At 36.4% G+C, this 17,518-nt stretch carries 17 protein-coding genes; 5 read left to right on the top strand and 12 right to left on the bottom strand.

Features of this window, described 5'->3' with window-relative positions; all coding sequences use genetic code 11:
• Positions 1-2: 2 nt before the first annotated feature.
• Both Q2T41_RS01030 and Q2T41_RS01025 read left to right on the top strand, forming a co-directional pair.
• Complete coding sequence (locus Q2T41_RS01030; protein ID WP_304434368.1) at positions 3-1,583, top strand: sensor histidine kinase; 1,581 nt, start codon at positions 3-5, stop codon at positions 1,581-1,583.
• Between the two features lie 5 nt (positions 1,584-1,588).
• Positions 1,589-2,302 carry a response regulator transcription factor gene (locus tag Q2T41_RS01025; RefSeq protein WP_089260209.1) on the top strand — a complete coding sequence of 238 codons (714 nt, stop codon included), beginning with the start codon at positions 1,589-1,591 and terminating at the stop codon, positions 2,300-2,302.
• Positions 2,303-2,356: 54 nt separating this feature from the next.
• Here Q2T41_RS01025 and Q2T41_RS01020 read toward each other — a convergent pair whose 3' ends face one another.
• From Q2T41_RS01020 to Q2T41_RS00990, 7 genes are read right to left on the bottom strand one after another with little or no spacing between them, the layout of a single operon-like run.
• The gene (locus Q2T41_RS01020; RefSeq protein ID WP_304434364.1) at positions 2,357-2,845 is read right to left on the bottom strand and encodes a gluconokinase; all 489 of its coding nucleotides are present in this window, start codon (positions 2,843-2,845) and stop codon (positions 2,357-2,359) included.
• Complete coding sequence (gene miaA / locus Q2T41_RS01015; RefSeq protein WP_304434362.1) at positions 2,838-3,761, bottom strand: tRNA (adenosine(37)-N6)-dimethylallyltransferase MiaA; 924 nt, start codon at positions 3,759-3,761, stop codon at positions 2,838-2,840. The genes Q2T41_RS01020 and miaA overlap by 8 nt, the downstream gene beginning before the upstream one ends.
• Positions 3,754-4,611: an ion transporter gene (locus tag Q2T41_RS01010; protein WP_304434360.1), complete on the bottom strand. Its 858-nt coding sequence runs from the start codon at positions 4,609-4,611 to the stop codon at positions 3,754-3,756. The genes miaA and Q2T41_RS01010 overlap by 8 nt, the downstream gene beginning before the upstream one ends.
• Position 4,612: 1 nt before the next feature.
• Positions 4,613-5,980 carry an exonuclease domain-containing protein gene (locus Q2T41_RS01005; protein WP_304434358.1) on the bottom strand — a complete coding sequence of 456 codons (1,368 nt, stop codon included), beginning with the start codon at positions 5,978-5,980 and terminating at the stop codon, positions 4,613-4,615.
• A gap of 38 nt (positions 5,981-6,018) precedes the next feature.
• Positions 6,019-6,672, bottom strand: a complete 654-nt coding sequence (locus Q2T41_RS01000) for a YggS family pyridoxal phosphate-dependent enzyme (RefSeq protein ID WP_304434356.1) — start codon at positions 6,670-6,672, stop codon at positions 6,019-6,021.
• A gap of 5 nt (positions 6,673-6,677) precedes the next feature.
• Positions 6,678-7,568: a 3-hydroxyacyl-CoA dehydrogenase family protein gene (locus Q2T41_RS00995; protein ID WP_304434354.1), complete on the bottom strand. Its 891-nt coding sequence runs from the start codon at positions 7,566-7,568 to the stop codon at positions 6,678-6,680.
• The gene (locus tag Q2T41_RS00990) at positions 7,565-8,539 is read right to left on the bottom strand and encodes a Gfo/Idh/MocA family protein (protein WP_304434352.1); all 975 of its coding nucleotides are present in this window, start codon (positions 8,537-8,539) and stop codon (positions 7,565-7,567) included. Before Q2T41_RS00990 ends, Q2T41_RS00995 begins: the two co-directional genes overlap by 4 nt.
• A gap of 147 nt (positions 8,540-8,686) precedes the next feature.
• Between Q2T41_RS00990 and Q2T41_RS00985 the strand changes: the two genes are divergently transcribed.
• Positions 8,687-9,328, top strand: coding sequence for a protein-L-isoaspartate(D-aspartate) O-methyltransferase (locus Q2T41_RS00985; RefSeq protein WP_304434350.1), 642 nt, complete (start codon positions 8,687-8,689; stop codon positions 9,326-9,328).
• Positions 9,329-9,339: 11 nt separating this feature from the next.
• Here the strand turns inward: Q2T41_RS00985 and smpB are convergent, their stop codons facing one another.
• Both smpB and Q2T41_RS00975 read right to left on the bottom strand, forming a co-directional pair.
• The gene (gene smpB / locus Q2T41_RS00980; protein WP_089260217.1) at positions 9,340-9,801 is read right to left on the bottom strand and encodes an SsrA-binding protein SmpB; all 462 of its coding nucleotides are present in this window, start codon (positions 9,799-9,801) and stop codon (positions 9,340-9,342) included.
• A gap of 87 nt (positions 9,802-9,888) precedes the next feature.
• Positions 9,889-10,431: a SixA phosphatase family protein gene (locus Q2T41_RS00975; RefSeq protein WP_304434347.1), complete on the bottom strand. Its 543-nt coding sequence runs from the start codon at positions 10,429-10,431 to the stop codon at positions 9,889-9,891.
• Between the two features lie 84 nt (positions 10,432-10,515).
• On the opposite strand from Q2T41_RS00975, the gene Q2T41_RS00970 reads away from it, so the two are divergent.
• Positions 10,516-12,144: a PorP/SprF family type IX secretion system membrane protein gene (locus tag Q2T41_RS00970; RefSeq protein WP_304434346.1), complete on the top strand. Its 1,629-nt coding sequence runs from the start codon at positions 10,516-10,518 to the stop codon at positions 12,142-12,144.
• A gap of 82 nt (positions 12,145-12,226) precedes the next feature.
• Here the strand turns inward: Q2T41_RS00970 and Q2T41_RS00965 are convergent, their stop codons facing one another.
• Entirely contained in the window at positions 12,227-12,820 is a 594-nt protein-coding gene (locus Q2T41_RS00965) for a TetR/AcrR family transcriptional regulator (RefSeq protein WP_089260220.1), read from the bottom strand.
• 110 nt (positions 12,821-12,930) lie between these two features.
• Positions 12,931-15,531 (bottom strand): ATP-dependent chaperone ClpB, encoded by a 2,601-nt coding sequence (gene clpB / locus Q2T41_RS00960; RefSeq protein WP_304434344.1) that lies wholly within the window; start codon positions 15,529-15,531, stop codon positions 12,931-12,933.
• 156 nt (positions 15,532-15,687) lie between these two features.
• Here clpB and ytxJ point away from each other — a divergent pair, with 156 nt between their 5' ends.
• Complete coding sequence (gene ytxJ, locus Q2T41_RS00955; RefSeq protein WP_304434342.1) at positions 15,688-16,083, top strand: bacillithiol system redox-active protein YtxJ; 396 nt, start codon at positions 15,688-15,690, stop codon at positions 16,081-16,083.
• 30 nt (positions 16,084-16,113) lie between these two features.
• On the opposite strand, the gene Q2T41_RS00950 is transcribed toward ytxJ, so the two are convergent.
• Entirely contained in the window at positions 16,114-17,298 is a 1,185-nt protein-coding gene (locus Q2T41_RS00950) for a hypothetical protein (protein WP_304434340.1), read from the bottom strand.
• Positions 17,299-17,518 lie beyond the last annotated feature (220 nt).

The raw sequence follows: 17,518 nt of genomic DNA, 5'->3' as shown, positions 1-17,518 counted from the left end.
CAATGAACAAAAAGTTATTTGTGCTCTTAATAGTTTTAATGAGCCTTTCGCTTATTGGTCTGATTTTCGTTCAAAGTTTCTGGATCAAAAAATCCATTGATAACAGTGAAGAGCAATTTTCAAGTAGTGTTTCAGAAGCATTGAACAGCATCACCAATAAAATATCGGAAAGAGAGACTAAAGACTATTTTGATAGATATTTGAATGCTAAGGATAGTATCGGTGAACTTAAGGGTACGCAGCTGTTTAATTTTTTCTTTATTGATAGAGATGTCAACTCCAATGAAATAATGCTGTATGAACACGGCATTTTGGAAGAGGACTATGGCATTTCATCTACGTTCTTTGATAACGGTGATGGTGTTGACACCACCATTATAAAAAATTTGACCAGTAGGCGAAAAACTACGATTTGGAAAGAGGATTTTGACCTGGAAGGCAATCGTTTTCGTTTAAACCCCATTCAACGTATAGAGAAGATTGATGGCCTTAATAAGATGGAAAAGGCTGCTATGGAAGAGATGTTCATGGTATATGCAAAACGGGTTCCTATTCATAAAAGAGTTTCCAAACAGGAAATTGAACTTTTATTACAGCGAGAACTTGAGAATAGGGGAATAGATATTGCGTTTGAGTACGGAGTATATAGCAATGGTTTGCCCACCAAGGTGAAATCTTCCAAATTTAAATATGCGGAGACCAATGTTTATAAAGCGCCAATGTTTGTTGATTTTGAGGGAATTTCCAATTTTGACCTGTTAATTTCCTTTCCTAAAAAGAAACGATTTTTAGTACAGTCTATTTTGGGACTTGCGCTATTGTCATTATTGTTCACGATAATAATTGTAGTGGCCTATGCAGGCGCAATTTATCAGTTGATAAGACAGAAACAGATTTCCGAGATAAAAACGGATTTCATCAATAACATGACGCATGAGTTCAAAACACCAATTGCAACCATTAACCTAGCCGTAGAGGCAATTCGAAATCCAAAAATTATTGCGGATCAAGAAAAGGTATTACGTTATCTGCAAATGATTCGTGATGAGAACAAGCGTATGCATGCACAAGTTGAGAACGTTTTAAGAATATCCAAATTGGAGAAAAATCAATTGGATATCAGTAAGGATAGGGTAGACGTGCATGAAATCATAGAGGATGCAATAACCCATGTAGATTTGATCGTTGCGGACAGGGGAGGTTATATACACACCCATTTAGATGCAGAACGCTCAGAGGTTTTGGCAAACGAGATGCACTTTACCAATGTAATCGTTAATATGCTGGACAATGCCATTAAATATTCCAATGAGGCACCTAAAATAGATGTCTTTACGGAACGGGCTAAAAATTATATAATCATTAAGGTACAGGATCAAGGTGCCGGTATGAGCAAAGCCGTTGTTAAAAAAGTTTTTGAAAAATTTTACAGGGAGCACACAGGTGATATCCATAACGTAAAAGGACACGGGCTGGGGCTTGCGTACGTTAAAAAAATTGTTGAAGATCATCAAGGCGAAGTTTATGCCGAGAGCGAAAAAGGAAAAGGAAGTACATTTTACATCAAACTGCCGTTAATATAAATATTATGGAAACAATAAATAAGAAAATACTTTTAGTTGAGGACGATCCAAATTTTGGAATTGTATTGAAAGATTATTTGTCAATGAACGACTTTGATGTTACGTTGGCTAAAAATGGAATGGAGGGATTTGAAAAGTTCAAGAAGGATAATTTTGATATCTGCATTTTGGATGTAATGATGCCCTATAAGGATGGATTTACATTGGCGAAGGAAATTAGGGAGAAAAATGAGAACGTTCCAATAGTATTTCTTACGGCGAAAACAATGAAGGAAGATGTTTTGAAGGGATATAAGGCAGGGGCGGATGATTACCTGAACAAACCTTTTGATTCTGAAGTATTGCTGATGAAGCTAAAGGCCATTTTACAACGTAAAGCTTCCAATGGTTTGGCGGATAGTAAAAAGTTTGAATTTACAATTGGTGGTTTTCATCTAAATTCTAAACTAAGATTTTTGAAATATAAGGATAATGAAGCTATTAAATTATCTCCTAAAGAAAATGAGCTTCTACGTTTATTGGCCTTACATGAAAATGACTTAATGCCCAGGGAATTGGCATTGACCAAAATTTGGAGGGACGATAATTACTTTACGTCACGTAGTATGGATGTATACATTGCAAAATTACGTAAGTACCTAAAAGTGGATGATACCGTAGAAATTTTAAATATTCACGGTGAAGGTTTCCGTTTAGTTGTTAAGAACGAGGGCGAATAATCTACCTATAATCCTATGAAAATTAAAAGCATCCGGTTTAGGATGCTTTTTTAGTTATAACATTTTTATAATATCCGCTACTATGGCTTCAGGAGATTGGTCAATGGATACGGTTATGGGATCATGGGGGATTTCCAAAGTATCAAACTGTGACCTTAATAATCCTTTGGGCATAAAATGATTTTTGCGCTGAATCAACCGATCATTGATAAGTTCATAACTTCCTTCCAGGTAAACTATTTTGTGTAAACCTTCTAATTGATTTCCTAAAATAACCCTGTATTTTTCCTTTAAAGCGGAGCAAACAATTACAGCGCCCGTTGTTGTATGTTCTAGGGCAAGTTTATTTAATCGTTCCAACCAACCTTGGCGGTCGTCATCGTTTAATGGAATACCATCGCTCATTTTTTTAATGTTCGAAGCCGGATGAAAATCGTCTCCGTCAAAAAAAGGAATATTTAATTTTTGTGCCAATAGTGTGCCTATGGTAGTTTTTCCACTACCCGAAACACCCATTACAAATAAAATCTGTGGATTATTCATGAATTAGGTTTACTAGTTCTTCATCAATTTTAAGAAGTATCGTGCTAAGATCATCATCATAGTTGAACCAAAGTGTGTCTATATTTTTTAAGAACCAGGTAAGTTGGCGTTTTGCAAACCTCCTAGTATTCTTTTTGATTTCGGCAATGGCAAAATCCAAAGTCCATTCACCTTCAAAATATCTGAACAATTCTTTATATCCTACAGTTCGTAATGCGTTATACGATTTATAGAAATGTAGGCTTTTGGCCTCTGCTAACAAACCTTCTTCCATCATAAGGTCAACTCTTTTATTTATTCGGTCATATATTACAGGCCTATCGGCTTTAAGGCCTACGGTAATGACGCTGAAGTCTCTTTTTTCTTTAGGTTTATTGATAAAAGTTGAATAGGGTCGGCCACTTCCAATACATACCTCTAAAGCCCTTATTACGCGTTGTGGATTATGTATATCAACCTTTCCGAAATATTCCGGATCCAATTCCCTTAAGGTTTCCTGCAAATAGGGTAATCCTTTATTTTCCAAGGTTTGATTAAGATTTGACCGTATTTCTGGAGAGACGTATGGAAAGTTATTTAAACCCTCTGTAACAGCATTTACATATAGTCCGCTGCCTCCTACCATAACCACTACCTCATGCTTTTTGAAAAGAGCGGCAATTTTATTGAGTGCCTCTCTTTCGAAATCACCAACAGTATAAGGTTCCACAATGCTTTTATGTTGAATGAAATGGTGTTTGGCCTGTGCAAGTTCACTTGCTGTGGGCACCGCGGTACCAATACTCATTTCTTTAAAAAACTGTCTAGAATCAGCTGAAACGATCTCTGTATTGAAATGATTTGCCAATGCTATGGCAAGTTTGGTCTTACCTATGGCAGTAGGGCCGGTTACTGAAATCAGTGCTTTTTTATTCATTTAATACTGATCCACAATTATAGCAATGCGTAGCATCATCACGATGACCTTCTTTGGTACATGACGGACAGGCCTGGGTGTTTACATGAATATAATTACCGGCACTTAAATTTCCTGTCTTGTCCCTGGTCTGTCTACCAAATTCTGCTGTAACGATACCCGTAGGTACGGCTATGATTCCATAACCTAATAGCATGATTATGGTAGCAATAAATTGACCAGATGGGGTAATAGGTGCAATATCTCCATATCCAACAGTGGTAAGGGTAACAATGGTCCAATAGATGCTGGTAGGTATGCTAGTAAATCCTGCTTCATCTCCTTCTACAATATACATTAGGGTACCCATCATTACTGATACAATAAGTACGGCAAAAAGAAATACTGTAATCTTGGCCCTACTGGCTTTTAATGCACTCTTAAGTTGTGACGCCTCTCCTAAAAACTGAACCAATTTTAAAATCCGGAATACCCTTAAAAGTCTAAAGGCTCTAACGGCCAATAGGACTTGAGATCCTGCAAAAATATAGGAGATATATAATGGTATGGTAGATAGAAAATCAATGATACCATAAAAGCTGAATATATATTTAGACGGCTTTTTAATGCAAATGATACGGACAATATATTCTATGGTAAAAAATATGGTGATAACCCATTCCAAAACAAGTAGTACCCTATGGTACTTAACATCAATACTTTTTACACTTTCCAGCATAATAAGTATAATGCTGAAAATTATGAGTATAAAAAGAATTATATCGAACAATTTACCCATAGGGGTATCCGCTTCGTAAATAATTTCATGAAGCTTGTTCTGCCAAGGCGATAATTTTTCTTCCTCTTTCAATTTATGAATATATCTCTACTGTTTTAAGTACTTTCTTTTTTCTTAAGTATGATTCAATAAGAAAATTGGCATCCCTGGTTCCGTTCATTGGTGTAATAAGGTTTTCCAAGATATGAATATTATTTATTTGATGGTTAAGATCATAAAATCCTAAACCAACCAGTGAGCCATTTTTTATTAAGATAGCACTTTGTTCGCCAATTTCCCTTCCTTTGTCCAACAATACCACGTTTTTCTGGGCCAAATTATACTTCTCTATAGAAGCCGTAACCCTTTTGTTATAAGTTACTTCAGGTTCTTTGCCTATACATGCTCCAAGGCATAATCCATCGTCATAATTGGAACAATTTGATCGTGCTTCACTTATGCCGTTAAGTTTTTCGCAAAGTTGAAACTCTTTGGTTATTTTAAACAAATGATTTTTTCCGCTAAAAATACCATTGAACAATCCTAGAGGTTCCTTGCACTCCTTGTATGGTTTTATGCGTAATGTTATATACCCATTTTCATTCTTCTCTTTACATAAGGCATGGGAGTACATTCTTTTTCTTGGTATGGCATTGTACTTAGGTCTAAGTTTCAAAAGTTCTTCGTATTCCTTCAGTATGGCCACCAATTCATTTCCTGTTTCCTCATAAGTGACTTTTTTGGTGTCTTTGGCCAATTTTCGTGATTTGTCCCCGTTTTTGGTAAAGAGTTGGTTTACCTTCTTTTTAATATCGGTAGTCTTATTCAGATATATGATGTCCCCATCTTTATTATGCATGTAGAATACTCCTGTTTTATTGGGCAGGTCTCTAACGATATCTAATTGTTTTTCAGAAAGCTCACCTTGGCTTTCTTTGCGTATGGTTTCTTTGATAATTACTTTTTCGGAATCTTTGGCAAGCAATAATTTAAATAGTTTTATGGTGGCCAGGGCATCACCATTAGCCCTATGGCGATCACTTACCGGAATACCCAAAGATCTTACCAATTTTCCCAAGCTATATGATTCTGCTTCTGGTAATAATAATTTTGAAAGGTCTACGGTACATAAGGTTTTGCGCTCAAAGTTATAACCCAACCTTCTAAATTCCGTCCGTAGGATTCTGTAATCAAATTGAGCATTATGCGCTACTAAAACGGTATCCTCTGTAATTTCAATAATTCTTTTGGCTACTTCATAAAATTTGGGGGCAGTCCTTAACATTTTATTATTGATTCCTGTTAATTTGACTACGAAAGGCTGTATTTCCTTTTCAGGATTTATAAGACTTATAAATTTATCCACCACTTGTTGACCGTCAAATTTATGGATAGCAATTTCCGTAATGCCTTCTTCATTAAATTTACCACCAGTGGTTTCAATATCTAAAATTGCGTACATTCAGTAAAAATGGTTTTTTAAGTGAGGTTGGTTTACAATTAATTTCGTGACCCAAAGATACTACTTCCTATACGTACCATATTGCTGCCTTCTTCTATGGCAACTTTATAATCACCGCTCATGCCCATAGAAAGAATATTAAAATCTGCATATTTAGATTGTAGTTGTTTATATAACGTAAAAAGATTTTTGAACTCACGGCGTACTTGCTCCTTATCATCGGTAAAAGTGGCCATCCCCATTAATCCTTCGATTTTAACGTTTTCAAATGATTTAAAATCTTCATTATCAACAAGTTCTATTAATTCCTTTTCGTCGAATCCAAATTTGGTATCTTCTTCTGCAATATGTACCTGCAATAGACAGGAAATGGTTCTATTGTGTTTTTTTGCCTGTTTATTTATTTCCTTAAGTAATCTTGGGCTATCCACGCCATGAATCAAAGCTACATACTCCGCCAAATATTTGACCTTGTTTCTTTGTAAGTGTCCGATCATATGCCATTCTATATCCTTTGGCATTGCTTGCCACTTTTCGGTCATTTCTTGAACCTTGTTTTCTCCAAAGATACGTTGGCCTTCCGCATAAGCTTGGTCTAAATCTGTTATTGGCTTTGTTTTGGACACGGCAACCAATGTAACCGTGTCCGGAAGAGATTGAACAATAGCGGCTAAATTTTCCTTTATGGACATAAGTTTTAAATTATAAATTGGTTAGCGACAATTTCCGCCTTTTTACTTTTGGAATAATCGTAAAAACCTTCTCCGGATTTAATTCCTAGTTTCCCAGCCATGACCATGTTGATTAATAGGGGAGAAGGTGCATATTTTGGATTTTTAAAACCATCATACATAACATTTAATATGGATAGGCAAACATCTAAACCAATAAAATCCGCTAATTGCAAAGGTCCCATAGGATGTGCCATTCCTAATTTCATAACCGTATCAATTTCTTGAACACCGGCAACACCATGGTGTAAAGTCTCTATGGCTTCATTGATCATGGGCATTAAAATCCTATTGGCTACAAAACCAGGGTAGTCATTTACCTTTGTGGGTGTTTTACCTAATTTCTTGGAAAGGTCCATAATGAGATCGGTAGTGTCCTTTGATGTGCTATAACCGTTTATGATCTCTACTAGCGACATAATAGGTACCGGATTCATAAAGTGCATGCCAATTACCTTTTGTGGTCTAGTGGTGGCTGCGGCAATTTGGGTTATGGAAATTGAGGAGGTATTGGATGCCAAAATAGTTTCCGGATCGCAAAGGGTATTTAGTTTTTTAAATATACCCAATTTAACCTCTACATTTTCAGTTGCGGCCTCTATGACAAGGTCGGTACCGACAACCCCTTCTTCCAAAGTTGTAAAACATTTGATATTGGATAGCGTATTTTCCTTGTCGGTCTTAGTTATTTTTTCCTTTGCCAGCATACGGTCCAAATTTTTGATTATGGTGGCTATACCATTATCCAAGGCCGTTTGTGATACATCTATTAAATGTACATTATAGTTGCATTGTGCAAAAACATGGGCAATACCATTACCCATGGTACCGGCACCAATTACGGCAATTGTTTTCATATAGATGTAGTATTAAATGATGAAATAATTTGTAAGGCCACTTCTAGGGCCTGTGTACCTTGTCGTAAACTTACTACCGGTGTAGTATCATTATTTATGGCATCTGCAAAAGATTCCAATTCATCTAGTATGGCATTATTGGAAGCAATAGAGGGGTTTTCAAAATATATTTGTTTTTTGATGCCTTCAGCATTTTGTAGAATCATATCAAAATCACCAGCTTCCTTGGGAGCATCCTTCATTTTTACTACCTCAACCTTTTTCTCCAAGAAATCTACCGAGATATACGCATCTTTTTGGAAGAACCTTGATTTTCTCATATTTTTCAGCGATATTCTACTGGCCGTTAAATTGGCTACACAACCATTTTCAAATTCAATGCGCGCATTTGCAATATCTGGGGATTGACTTATCACCGATACACCACTAGCGTTTATCTGTTTAACTTTAGAATTTACCACACTGAGAATGGCATCAATGTCATGAATCATTAAGTCTAGCACCACGGGTACGTCCGTACCTCTTGGATTAAATTCCGCCAAACGATGACTCTCAATGAACATAGGTTCTTTGATCGTATCTTTTATAGATGTAAAGGCAGGGTTAAAGCGCTCTACATGTCCTACCTGGCCTTTCACGCCGAATTTCTTTTCCAAATCCAATAAAGATTGTGCCTCTTGTAGGGTATGGGTAATTGGTTTTTCAATAAAAATATGTTTCCCCTGTTCTATTGATTTTTTGGCACATTCAAAATGAGAAAGGGTGGGAGTAACAATATCTACTACATCTACTGCAGCAATAAGCTCATTAATGTTATCAAAATAAGTATAACCAAATTCTGCACTTACTTTATTGCCATTAATAATATCCGCATCATAAAACCCAATTAAATCATATTTTGGAGATTCTTTAAGCAATCTAAGGTGTATCTTTCCAAGATGCCCGGCTCCTAAAACACCAACTTTTAACATTTGTTTCTTTTTTCTCAAAAATACGCATAGTTGTGTAGTTTTATCCCATGAGGAAATTCAATTTTTATGAATTTGAACTTAAGTTTTGAACAGGGTCTTCGTTGGTTGAAAGAACTTTGCTAACTTTGGTTTCCAAACCAACTACCATTGAGAGATACCTTAAAACACAGGGGAATGCGCAATCATTTAGCGCAACTATTGATTGATAAGGGAATTACGGACAATAAAGTTCTTGACGCCGTAAGAGAAATTCCTAGACATTTATTTATGGATAGCAGTTTTGAAGGGCATGCCTACCAGAACAAAGCTTTTCCTATTGCTGCGAACCAAACCATTTCACATCCTTACACCGTTGCATTTCAAACTGAATTATTGCAATTGGCAGAAGGGCACAAAGTGTTGGAAATAGGTACGGGTAGCGGATATCAAACCGCAATATTATTGAACCTTAAGGTAAAGGTTTATACCATAGAACGTCAATTGGAACTTTTCAAGAAAACCAACTTATTCTTTAAAAAAATGGGATATCGCCCTAAAAAAATCATATTTGGGGATGGATACAAGGGGCTTCCTGAAAATGCACCGTTTGATCGTATAATAGTAACAGCAGGTGCTCCAGAAGTACCAAAGGCTCTGTTGTCTCAGCTAAAGGTAGGGGGTAGATTGGTCATACCAATTGGATTTGAGGAACAAATTATGACCTTGTTCGTAAGAGCGACCGAAAAAGAATTTTCCAAAACAGAATACGGTTCTTTTAAGTTTGTGCCCTTACTTGAAAATAAGAACTAATTATTTAAGAACTAATTATTAAAGTTCTTTTTTACACGATCAAGGTTACGTTTGTTGTCGCGGTCTTTAAGTACTTCTCTTTTGTCGTATAATTTTTTACCTTTTGCCAATGCTATTTGTAGCTTGGCCAATCCTCTTTCGTTTATGAAAAGGTTTAAGGGGACAATTGTAAGTCCTGATGTTTTTACCTCTTTGCTCAATTTTTTAAGCTCTCTTTTTTGTAAGAGTAATTTACGTTCAGCTTTGGGTTTATGATTAAAATGAGACGCATGGGAATATTCATCTATTTGCATATTAATGACAAATAATTCTCCCTTGTCGTTAAATTCACAGAAACTCTCGGAAATGGAGGCACGACCTTCACGAATAGATTTTATTTCGGTACCGGCCAAAACTATTCCCGTTGTATATTTATCCAGAAGCTCATATTCAAACCGAGCTCTTTTGTTCTTAATGTTAATATTCTTTTGCATTAAAAGCAAAAATAAGCACAATTGTATGAAAGTGAGGGAAAATTGTCATTATTTGATTAAGTGGCGTTTTAACGTATTGGCCATTACTTAGTCAGGGCAATTACAGTTAAACAAAAGTTTGGTTACGGTGGGTATATCATTGACAATTTGAACGATAAACAAAGTACCGTTTTCACTATCATCGATATCTGTAAATTTATCTTCCTCAATCAATAAATTGACAAACTCCGGGGTGGTATTGCTATGGCCTACGATAAGAACATTTTTATTGAGGTTATCTGCCTTAAATTGTTCAATGTCAAGGATTCTAGGGTCGTAATATTGAACGTCAATATTTTTTTTGACCGATGTGGGAGCAGCAGTCATGGATGTTCTGTTATAATTGGTAGAGTAAATGGCATCCAACTCTACGTCATTAAATATTTCTGCCCAATGCATTGCCCTACCCAAACCCTTTTGGTTTAATTCTGGATCCGCATCATCTGGGTTACTTCTTATTTTTTCCGCATGTCTAATCAAGTAAAAAGTTGAAACCGTAATTTCTTCGTTTGGTTTATCTTTTGCTGGTTCTTCCTTGCAGGATAGTGTAAAGGTTAGCAGTATAAGAAGCGCAAATTTTACAACTTTCATAAAATTAAATTTATTGGATTAATTTAATAACTAAAATTAGTTTAAAATAGTACTATAAATAGTCTATTTTTTGTTTTTTTGCATATGAAAAAATTCTGTGGGGCACTTCTTATTGGTTTTGTAGTTTTAGGCTTAAGGGCGCAGGATGTCGTACTGCCTACTGATTTTAGACAACAAAACCTTACTGAATATAATAGTAGCTTATTAAATCCGGCATATAGCTTAGGGCGCAACAATCCGTCTTCCATTGCCATGTGGGCCAGATGGCAATGGCAAACGTATGATGCCGATCCTACATCATTATTTATAAACTATACGGCCAATATCAATGAAGTCTCCGCAGCAGGTGTGGGTTTTTTTCAACATAATACCGGTATTTATTTAAATACGGGCGCAGCATTGAACTATGCGTACAACATTCAATTGAATGAGGATGTATTTCTGGGTGTTGGACTTAACCTTTTTGCATTTCAGCAAAAATTGGCCGATCAACGCTTTTTTGTGCCCAATCCAATTCAGGCCACCATTAGCAATGATTTTATTATTCAAATGGCGCCAGGTATAAATTTAAGGGTCGATAAATTCAATATAGGTTTAATGTCCGAAAATTTGTTTGACTATAACTTTAGCACAAATGAACGTAACTCCGACCCGGGTGACCGAATGTTTTTTGCGTTGGCCAGTTACGATATTCCCATTTCAATTTTAAATGGGGATAATAATTCAGTTCTAAGACCTTCCTTATATTATAAAACCGTACCGGGCGTGGATAATCAATTGGGGCTACAAGCGTTGTTGACCACTAACAAATATTGGGTGCAAGGAGGTTATAATAGTTTTTATGGTATATCTGGTGGAGTAGGTGGCAGGTTTTTTAAACGATTGTCCATAGGTGCTCTTGTTGAAGTAGGTACCAATAACGACCTGAAAGGTCAGGACCCATCCTTTGAATTGGTAACGTCTTATAAATTGGGCAAATTACAATCTACGGAGGATCAACTTGAAGAAGAGTTGATAGCGGCCCAAAAGGAAAAAGAAGAACTGGTTAAGGATGAATTGACTAGGGCAGAAAAGCTTGCCGTTAAAAGAGAGGCCAAAAAGCAAGACCGTTTGGAAAAGTTGCAGGCCCAAAGAATACAGGATTCCATATCGGAATCTACACGATTGGCTGAAGCTGAGGAAAAGATTTCCAAAAGAGATTTACGAAAAATGCGTGATTCCATTGCAGAAGCCAAAGCAGCACAAGCACTAGCCGAAGCAAGGGCGTTGGATCAAAAAAGGAAGCAGGATTCCATAGCATTGGATATAAGACAAAAGGAAGAGGCCTTAGCGGCGTTGCAGCAGCAAAAGCAAAATTCAATAGCAAAGGCAAATGCCGCTATTGCCGAAGCGGAGCAATTGGCCGCACGTAATGAAGTGGTACAGCCAAGGGCAGGAGAGAAGTATGAAGAAGTGGAAAAAGAAGGCTCTTTGACCCCAGGTTATTATTTAATAGCTAATGTATTTGGAACCAAGAAGTATTTAGATGCCTTTATGGCGGATATGGGTAAAAAAGGCTTAAATCCTAAATCTTTTTACCGTTCATTGAATAAGTACAATTATGTATATTTAGGAAAGTATAACACAATAAAAGAAGCCAGACAGGCTAGAGATTCAAAGTTAAATGGCCGTTATACTGAAAAGTTATGGATATTTAGGGTTACGGGTAAATAGTTATGGGGTATAATACCTATACCCAGTATTGCTTTTATCTATTGTGAAAGGATGCCCTTTTTTTATAAAAGGGTATTAAGTTTTATTTAAGTTCTCTCCTAATGAGCACTTCCAAGTAGGTAACCGTATTCAATAAATATTTTCTATCCTTGGTCAAGGTTGCCATTGCAATAGAGCCTTGTATAATGGTAAATAATTGCTTTGCAAACTGTAAGGGCGTAACAGGAAGTTTAAATTCGCCCTTATTTACCCCGTTTTCAAGGACCAATGCAATTTTACCCTCAATGTCCTTAATGGTTTCCTTTGTAGCGGAAGCCAGTAACCGGTTATTATGTTGTGCATCTATACCCACATTAAGAATGGGGCAGCCACCCATAGTAAGGGTAAATACATCATATTTTTTATAAAAAGCGATTAAGTTACCGATTTTCTCCATTGCGGTGCCCTCAATGGCCAGTTGTTCATCTATCGCGTTTAATAACAAAGTGCGGTTATATTCAAAGGCAGATAGGGCCAACGCCTCCTTATTTTCGAAATTGCCATATAACGCTCCTTTGGTTAAATTGGTGGCTTCGGTCAAATCGCTCATACTGGTGCCAATATAACCGTGCTTGTTGAACACTGGTGCGACTGTCTCAATAATATAGGCGGTCGTTCTTTCGGCTTTGGTAGACATATTCGACGGTTTTATGCGAATATAAAAAATCTATACTGTATGGTATATATTGTTGATAAAAAAAAGCGTCCATATTATTTATATGGACGCTTAATTATCAATTTATAAAATTATACGGTAATATCCTCTTGATTTCTAAATACAAGGCTGTTGTCAAAAGCATCTAACAGTACTACACTATCAGATTTGATTTCACCGCCTAACAACGATTTGGAAAGATTGTTCAACACTTCCCGCTGTATCGTTCTTTTGACGGGCCGTGCTCCAAATTGTGGATCATATCCCTTGTTTGCCAAATATTCTATAGCTTCCTGGGTAGCATCCAAAGTAATTTGTTGCTTATCCAACATCTTCTTCAAATTTTCTAACTGCAACTTTACAATTTCCTCAATGTTATCTTTGGTCAAAGGCGTAAACATTACAATATCGTCTATCCTATTGATAAATTCAGGTCTAATCGTTTTTTTCAGTAGACCAAGAACTTCAATCCTAGCCGCTTCAGTTGCACTATAGATATCATCTGTATTTTCAAATTTCTCTTGAATGATTGCACTACCCATGTTACTTGTCATGATTATAATAGTGTTTTTAAAATCTGCAACCCTACCTTTATTATCGGTTAACCTACCTTCATCCAATACTTGTAAAAGAATATTGAACGTATCTGGATGGGCTTTTTCAATTTCATCCAAAAGTACTACTGAATATGGTCTTCTTCTGACCGCTTCTGTCAATTGGCCTCCTTCATCATACCCCACATATCCTGGAGGGGCGCCTACTAATCTACTAACCGAATGGCGTTCTTGATATTCGCTCATATCTATTCGGGTCATTGCGTTTTCATCATCAAACAGATATGCTGCCAATGTTTTGGCCAATTCAGTCTTACCAACACCTGTAGTGCCTAAGAATAAGAACGATCCAATTGGTTTCTTGGCATCTTGCAAGCCGGCCCTACTTCTTCGTATGGCATCTGAAACGGCCTCAATAGCCTCCTCTTGGCCAACCACACGTTTGTGCAATACCTTTTCTAATTTCAGCAATTTTTCACGTTCACTCTGTAGCATCTTGGTAACCGGAATTCCAGTCCATTTGGCAATTACCTCTGCAATATCCTCACTGGTAACCTCTTCTTTAATAAGTGTTCCCGAATTTTGTTGCGCATTGAGGTCATCTTGCAACTTGGTAAGTTTTTCCTGTGCCTCTTTAATCTTGCCATATCTAATTTCGGCAACCGTACCATAATCCCCGTTACGTTCTGCACGCTCGGCTTCTGCCTTGTAGTTTTCAATGTCCAACTTTGTTTGTTGAATATTGTCCACAACTGTTTTTTCACTTTCCCATTGAGCAAATATTTCATTACGTTCTTCCTTAACATTGGCTAAGTCTAAATTTAAGACCTTTAGCTTTTGTTTATCGTTTTCACGCTTTATGGCTTCAATTTCAATTTCTAATTGCATGATTTTACGGTCAAGCACATCCAATTCCTCTGGTTTGGAATTAATTTCCATTCGTAACTTGGATGCTGCTTCATCCATTAAGTCAATAGCTTTATCCGGTAAGAACCTATTGGAAATATAACGTTGGGAAAGTTCAACGGCAGCAATGACGGCCTCGTCCTTTATACGGACCTTATGGTGGGCCTCATATTTTTCCTTGATACCCCGTAAGATGGAAATTGCGCTTTCAGTATCAGGTTGGTCTACGACAACTTTTTGAAACCTTCGTTCAAGAGCCTTGTCCTGTTCAAAGTACTTTTGATATTCATCTAATGTGGTAGCCCCAATTGCCCTTAATTCACCACGTGCCAAGGCCGGCTTTAGAATATTGGCCGCATCCATGGCACCTTGGCCGCCACCGGCACCTACCAAAGTATGTATTTCATCTATGAATAGGATAATGTTGCCATCTGCACTAACTACTTCCTTAATAACCGCTTTAAGGCGCTCTTCAAATTCACCTTTATATTTAGCTCCTGCAATCAAGGCGCCCATATCCAAGGAATAGATAACTTTTTCCTTGAGGTTTTCCGGTATATCCCCTTGAATAATTCTATGCGCCAAACCTTCTACAATGGCTGTTTTACCCACACCAGGTTCGCCTACTAAAATTGGATTGTTCTTGGTGCGCCTAGATAGGATTTGTAAAATTCTACGAATCTCCTCATCCCTACCAATAACTGGGTCCAATTTACCACTATCTGCAAGTTGATTTAGGTTTTTTGCATATTTCTGTAATGAATTGTAATTATCCTCAGCACTTTGCGAGGTGACTTTATCACCATTTCTTAATTCTGCAATTGCGGTATTCAATTGTTTTTCCGCAACACCTTGGTCTTTTAATATTTGGGCAATTTTGCTTTTAGAGCGTAAAATGGATATAAACAAATGTTCAATGGAAACGAATTCATCTCCCATTTCCTTTGCAATGGCACTGGCTTCATTGAGCGATTTGCCTGCTTCTCTTGAAAACTGAATGTCACCACCCGTTACTTTAGGAAAACTCTGTAGCTCTTTATCCAATATCTGTTGTACCAATGTAAAATTTACCCCTAATTTTTTAAGTAAAAAGGGCATAACATTTTCCTCAACCTCTGTTAAGGCCTTGAATAAATGTTCATTCTCTATTTGTTGATGCCCCAAATTGTGTGCAATCTGTTGGGCATGCTGTATAGCCTCTTGGGATTTTATAGTAAAATTATTTATGTTCATTATCTGTATTTTTAGTTAATTGTAATACTTTTGAGGTGTGATGTTCAATAATCTTACCAAGTAATAAGGTAAGACAAAATGGCTTGATTTAATAAAAAATAACAGACAAATAGTCAGGTTCAATGTGTATCAAGAACATTAAACCGAAGATAATTTATGGGAATATTTAGTGGAATTTTTGGAGGGGCAAAAAACAAAGGAGAGCAAAATAGTAAATCAATTCCTTGGCAAGATTTGACCATGGTTGCCCAATTAGAAGAAATAAAGCAAGCATCCGCCGCAAGGCCACAAGTAATTTTTAAACATTCTACCACATGTGGTATCAGTAGAATGGTCCTGAATATGTTCAAGGGCAATTATAAGCTGGATGAAGGGCAAATGGATTTTCATTTTTTAGACTTACTTGCCTATAGAGAGGTGTCCAATGCAATTGCCGCTACGTTTAACGTTATGCATCAATCGCCCCAGATGCTCATCATTAAAAATGGGGTAGTGGTCTACCATAATTCCCATGGTGCAATTTCAGATGTAGACTTAGAAGAATATGTATAAAAAAAAGCCCCAGAAATTTGGGGCTTTTTTTTAGTTAAAACTTTGTCTGTTCAGAATATTTTTGAGGTTGTTCTTTAAGTCTTCCCCTGCATCATATACCATTTGCTCATTGCTTGGAAAAGGTACTCTTGCACGCTGTAACAATGCCGTTAAATTATTGTCCAAGGCTCTTTTGTCACCGCTATAGTTGGCATATATATGCTCAAAAACAAATTGGCTGCTCAAAGGGTATTGATTTATTTTTTGTTGTTTTTTTAAATCTATAAAATTTACAACACCAGTAACTTCCGCACTCTTAAATTGTGTAAATTGATAAAAATCACAACGAACCGTCTTGAACTTATCTATTTTAATGCTATTCCCTAAACTGTCCGATACCACATTGCCATTGCGATCCTCCACAAACGTATACCCATCCTTAATCTGCTTCTCCTTGCTTATTTGCTTTTCGCTTATCTGTTCCGGTGAAATATTTATATTTTCAAAAGATAGCTCCATTAAATAGTCGTACACCCTATTTTTAATTTCATTGGTATGGTATTCCGTCCACTGGTTGTTAAGTCCGTAAGTATTTAAATTCAAGAGTTCATCCTCTAAACGTCGTGGAATAACCATATCCGTATTATTGTTCATCTCTACCAAAACATAATCCAATCCTTTTTGGTAAGCTTCATCTATTTTTAAAGTTACATCTTTAAAATTAGGATTAAGTTGCTGTAAATAATTCAGCTCATTGTAAGCAGTCCTATAATCAGATTTATAAGTGGCGTTGTTTATTAGGTTGTTTGCCCTATCATATAAATAGTCAGATAGATTCAATTTAGAAGCTATGATATTATCATCGTAATTTTTAAAACTAAATTGAGCCTTCCTGTTTTCATCCTGAATATATAACGGCAATAACGGTTTGATCCGCTCTTGGATAGCCTTTAGGTTGTTATAGGTATTGTATATCTCTTCAAAATTAGCAGGATTGCCATCTTTTTTTAAAAATTTTATATGCTGTAATTCCCGCTCAGCATGTTTTTTAAAACCTTCTTCCAAAAGAACAATATAGGTCTGATTGCTTTTTTTGGTCTTGTTTTCTGCAATGTTTACAAGTGCCTTGTTGATTGCGCCAAGGTAATTGCCTGTATTTAGGGCTTCTTGTGTTTTTTTAACTCCGCTACATGAAAGGAGTATTCCTATAAAACTGAATAGTAGAAATTTTTTCATGACTGATAATTTTAGAATTCAATAGAGCTATTTCAACAGCCGTGCCACAAATAGCTGAATAGATAACGAATGGGGGTGATTAATAGTATATTTTCGATGAAATCCATACATGGTTGGAATAAAACAGATAAACCATAGATAGTTATTAACTTTTATTTAATAAAAAATAATCCCTTTTGAACTTTTTTATATTTCATTAGATAGTCTATTTGTATTTTTG

This window comes from Maribacter confluentis, from assembly GCF_030505015.1.
GTDB classification, from domain to species: Bacteria; Bacteroidota; Bacteroidia; order Flavobacteriales; family Flavobacteriaceae; genus Maribacter; species Maribacter sedimenticola.
This window is presented reverse-complemented; position numbering and strand designations above follow the sequence as displayed.

Coding starts and splice junctions, on each gene's coding strand:
- Q2T41_RS01030 (WP_304434368.1), top strand. CDS start 3: ATGAACAAAAAGTTATTTGTGCTCTTAATAGTTTTAATGAGCCTTTCG.
- Q2T41_RS01025 (WP_089260209.1), top strand. CDS start 1,589: ATGGAAACAATAAATAAGAAAATACTTTTAGTTGAGGACGATCCAAAT.
- Q2T41_RS01020 (WP_304434364.1), bottom strand. CDS start 2,845: ATGAATAATCCACAGATTTTATTTGTAATGGGTGTTTCGGGTAGTGGA.
- miaA (WP_304434362.1), bottom strand. CDS start 3,761: ATGAATAAAAAAGCACTGATTTCAGTAACCGGCCCTACTGCCATAGGT.
- Q2T41_RS01005 (WP_304434358.1), bottom strand. CDS start 5,980: ATGTACGCAATTTTAGATATTGAAACCACTGGTGGTAAATTTAATGAA.
- Q2T41_RS01000 (WP_304434356.1), bottom strand. CDS start 6,672: ATGTCCATAAAGGAAAATTTAGCCGCTATTGTTCAATCTCTTCCGGAC.
- Q2T41_RS00995 (WP_304434354.1), bottom strand. CDS start 7,568: ATGAAAACAATTGCCGTAATTGGTGCCGGTACCATGGGTAATGGTATT.
- Q2T41_RS00990 (WP_304434352.1), bottom strand. CDS start 8,539: ATGTTAAAAGTTGGTGTTTTAGGAGCCGGGCATCTTGGAAAGATACAC.
- smpB (WP_089260217.1), bottom strand. CDS start 9,801: ATGCAAAAGAATATTAACATTAAGAACAAAAGAGCTCGGTTTGAATAT.
- Q2T41_RS00975 (WP_304434347.1), bottom strand. CDS start 10,431: ATGAAAGTTGTAAAATTTGCGCTTCTTATACTGCTAACCTTTACACTA.
- Q2T41_RS00970 (WP_304434346.1), top strand. CDS start 10,516: ATGAAAAAATTCTGTGGGGCACTTCTTATTGGTTTTGTAGTTTTAGGC.
- Q2T41_RS00965 (WP_089260220.1), bottom strand. CDS start 12,820: ATGTCTACCAAAGCCGAAAGAACGACCGCCTATATTATTGAGACAGTC.
- clpB (WP_304434344.1), bottom strand. CDS start 15,531: ATGAACATAAATAATTTTACTATAAAATCCCAAGAGGCTATACAGCAT.
- ytxJ (WP_304434342.1), top strand. CDS start 15,688: ATGGGAATATTTAGTGGAATTTTTGGAGGGGCAAAAAACAAAGGAGAG.
- Q2T41_RS00950 (WP_304434340.1), bottom strand. CDS start 17,298: ATGAAAAAATTTCTACTATTCAGTTTTATAGGAATACTCCTTTCATGT.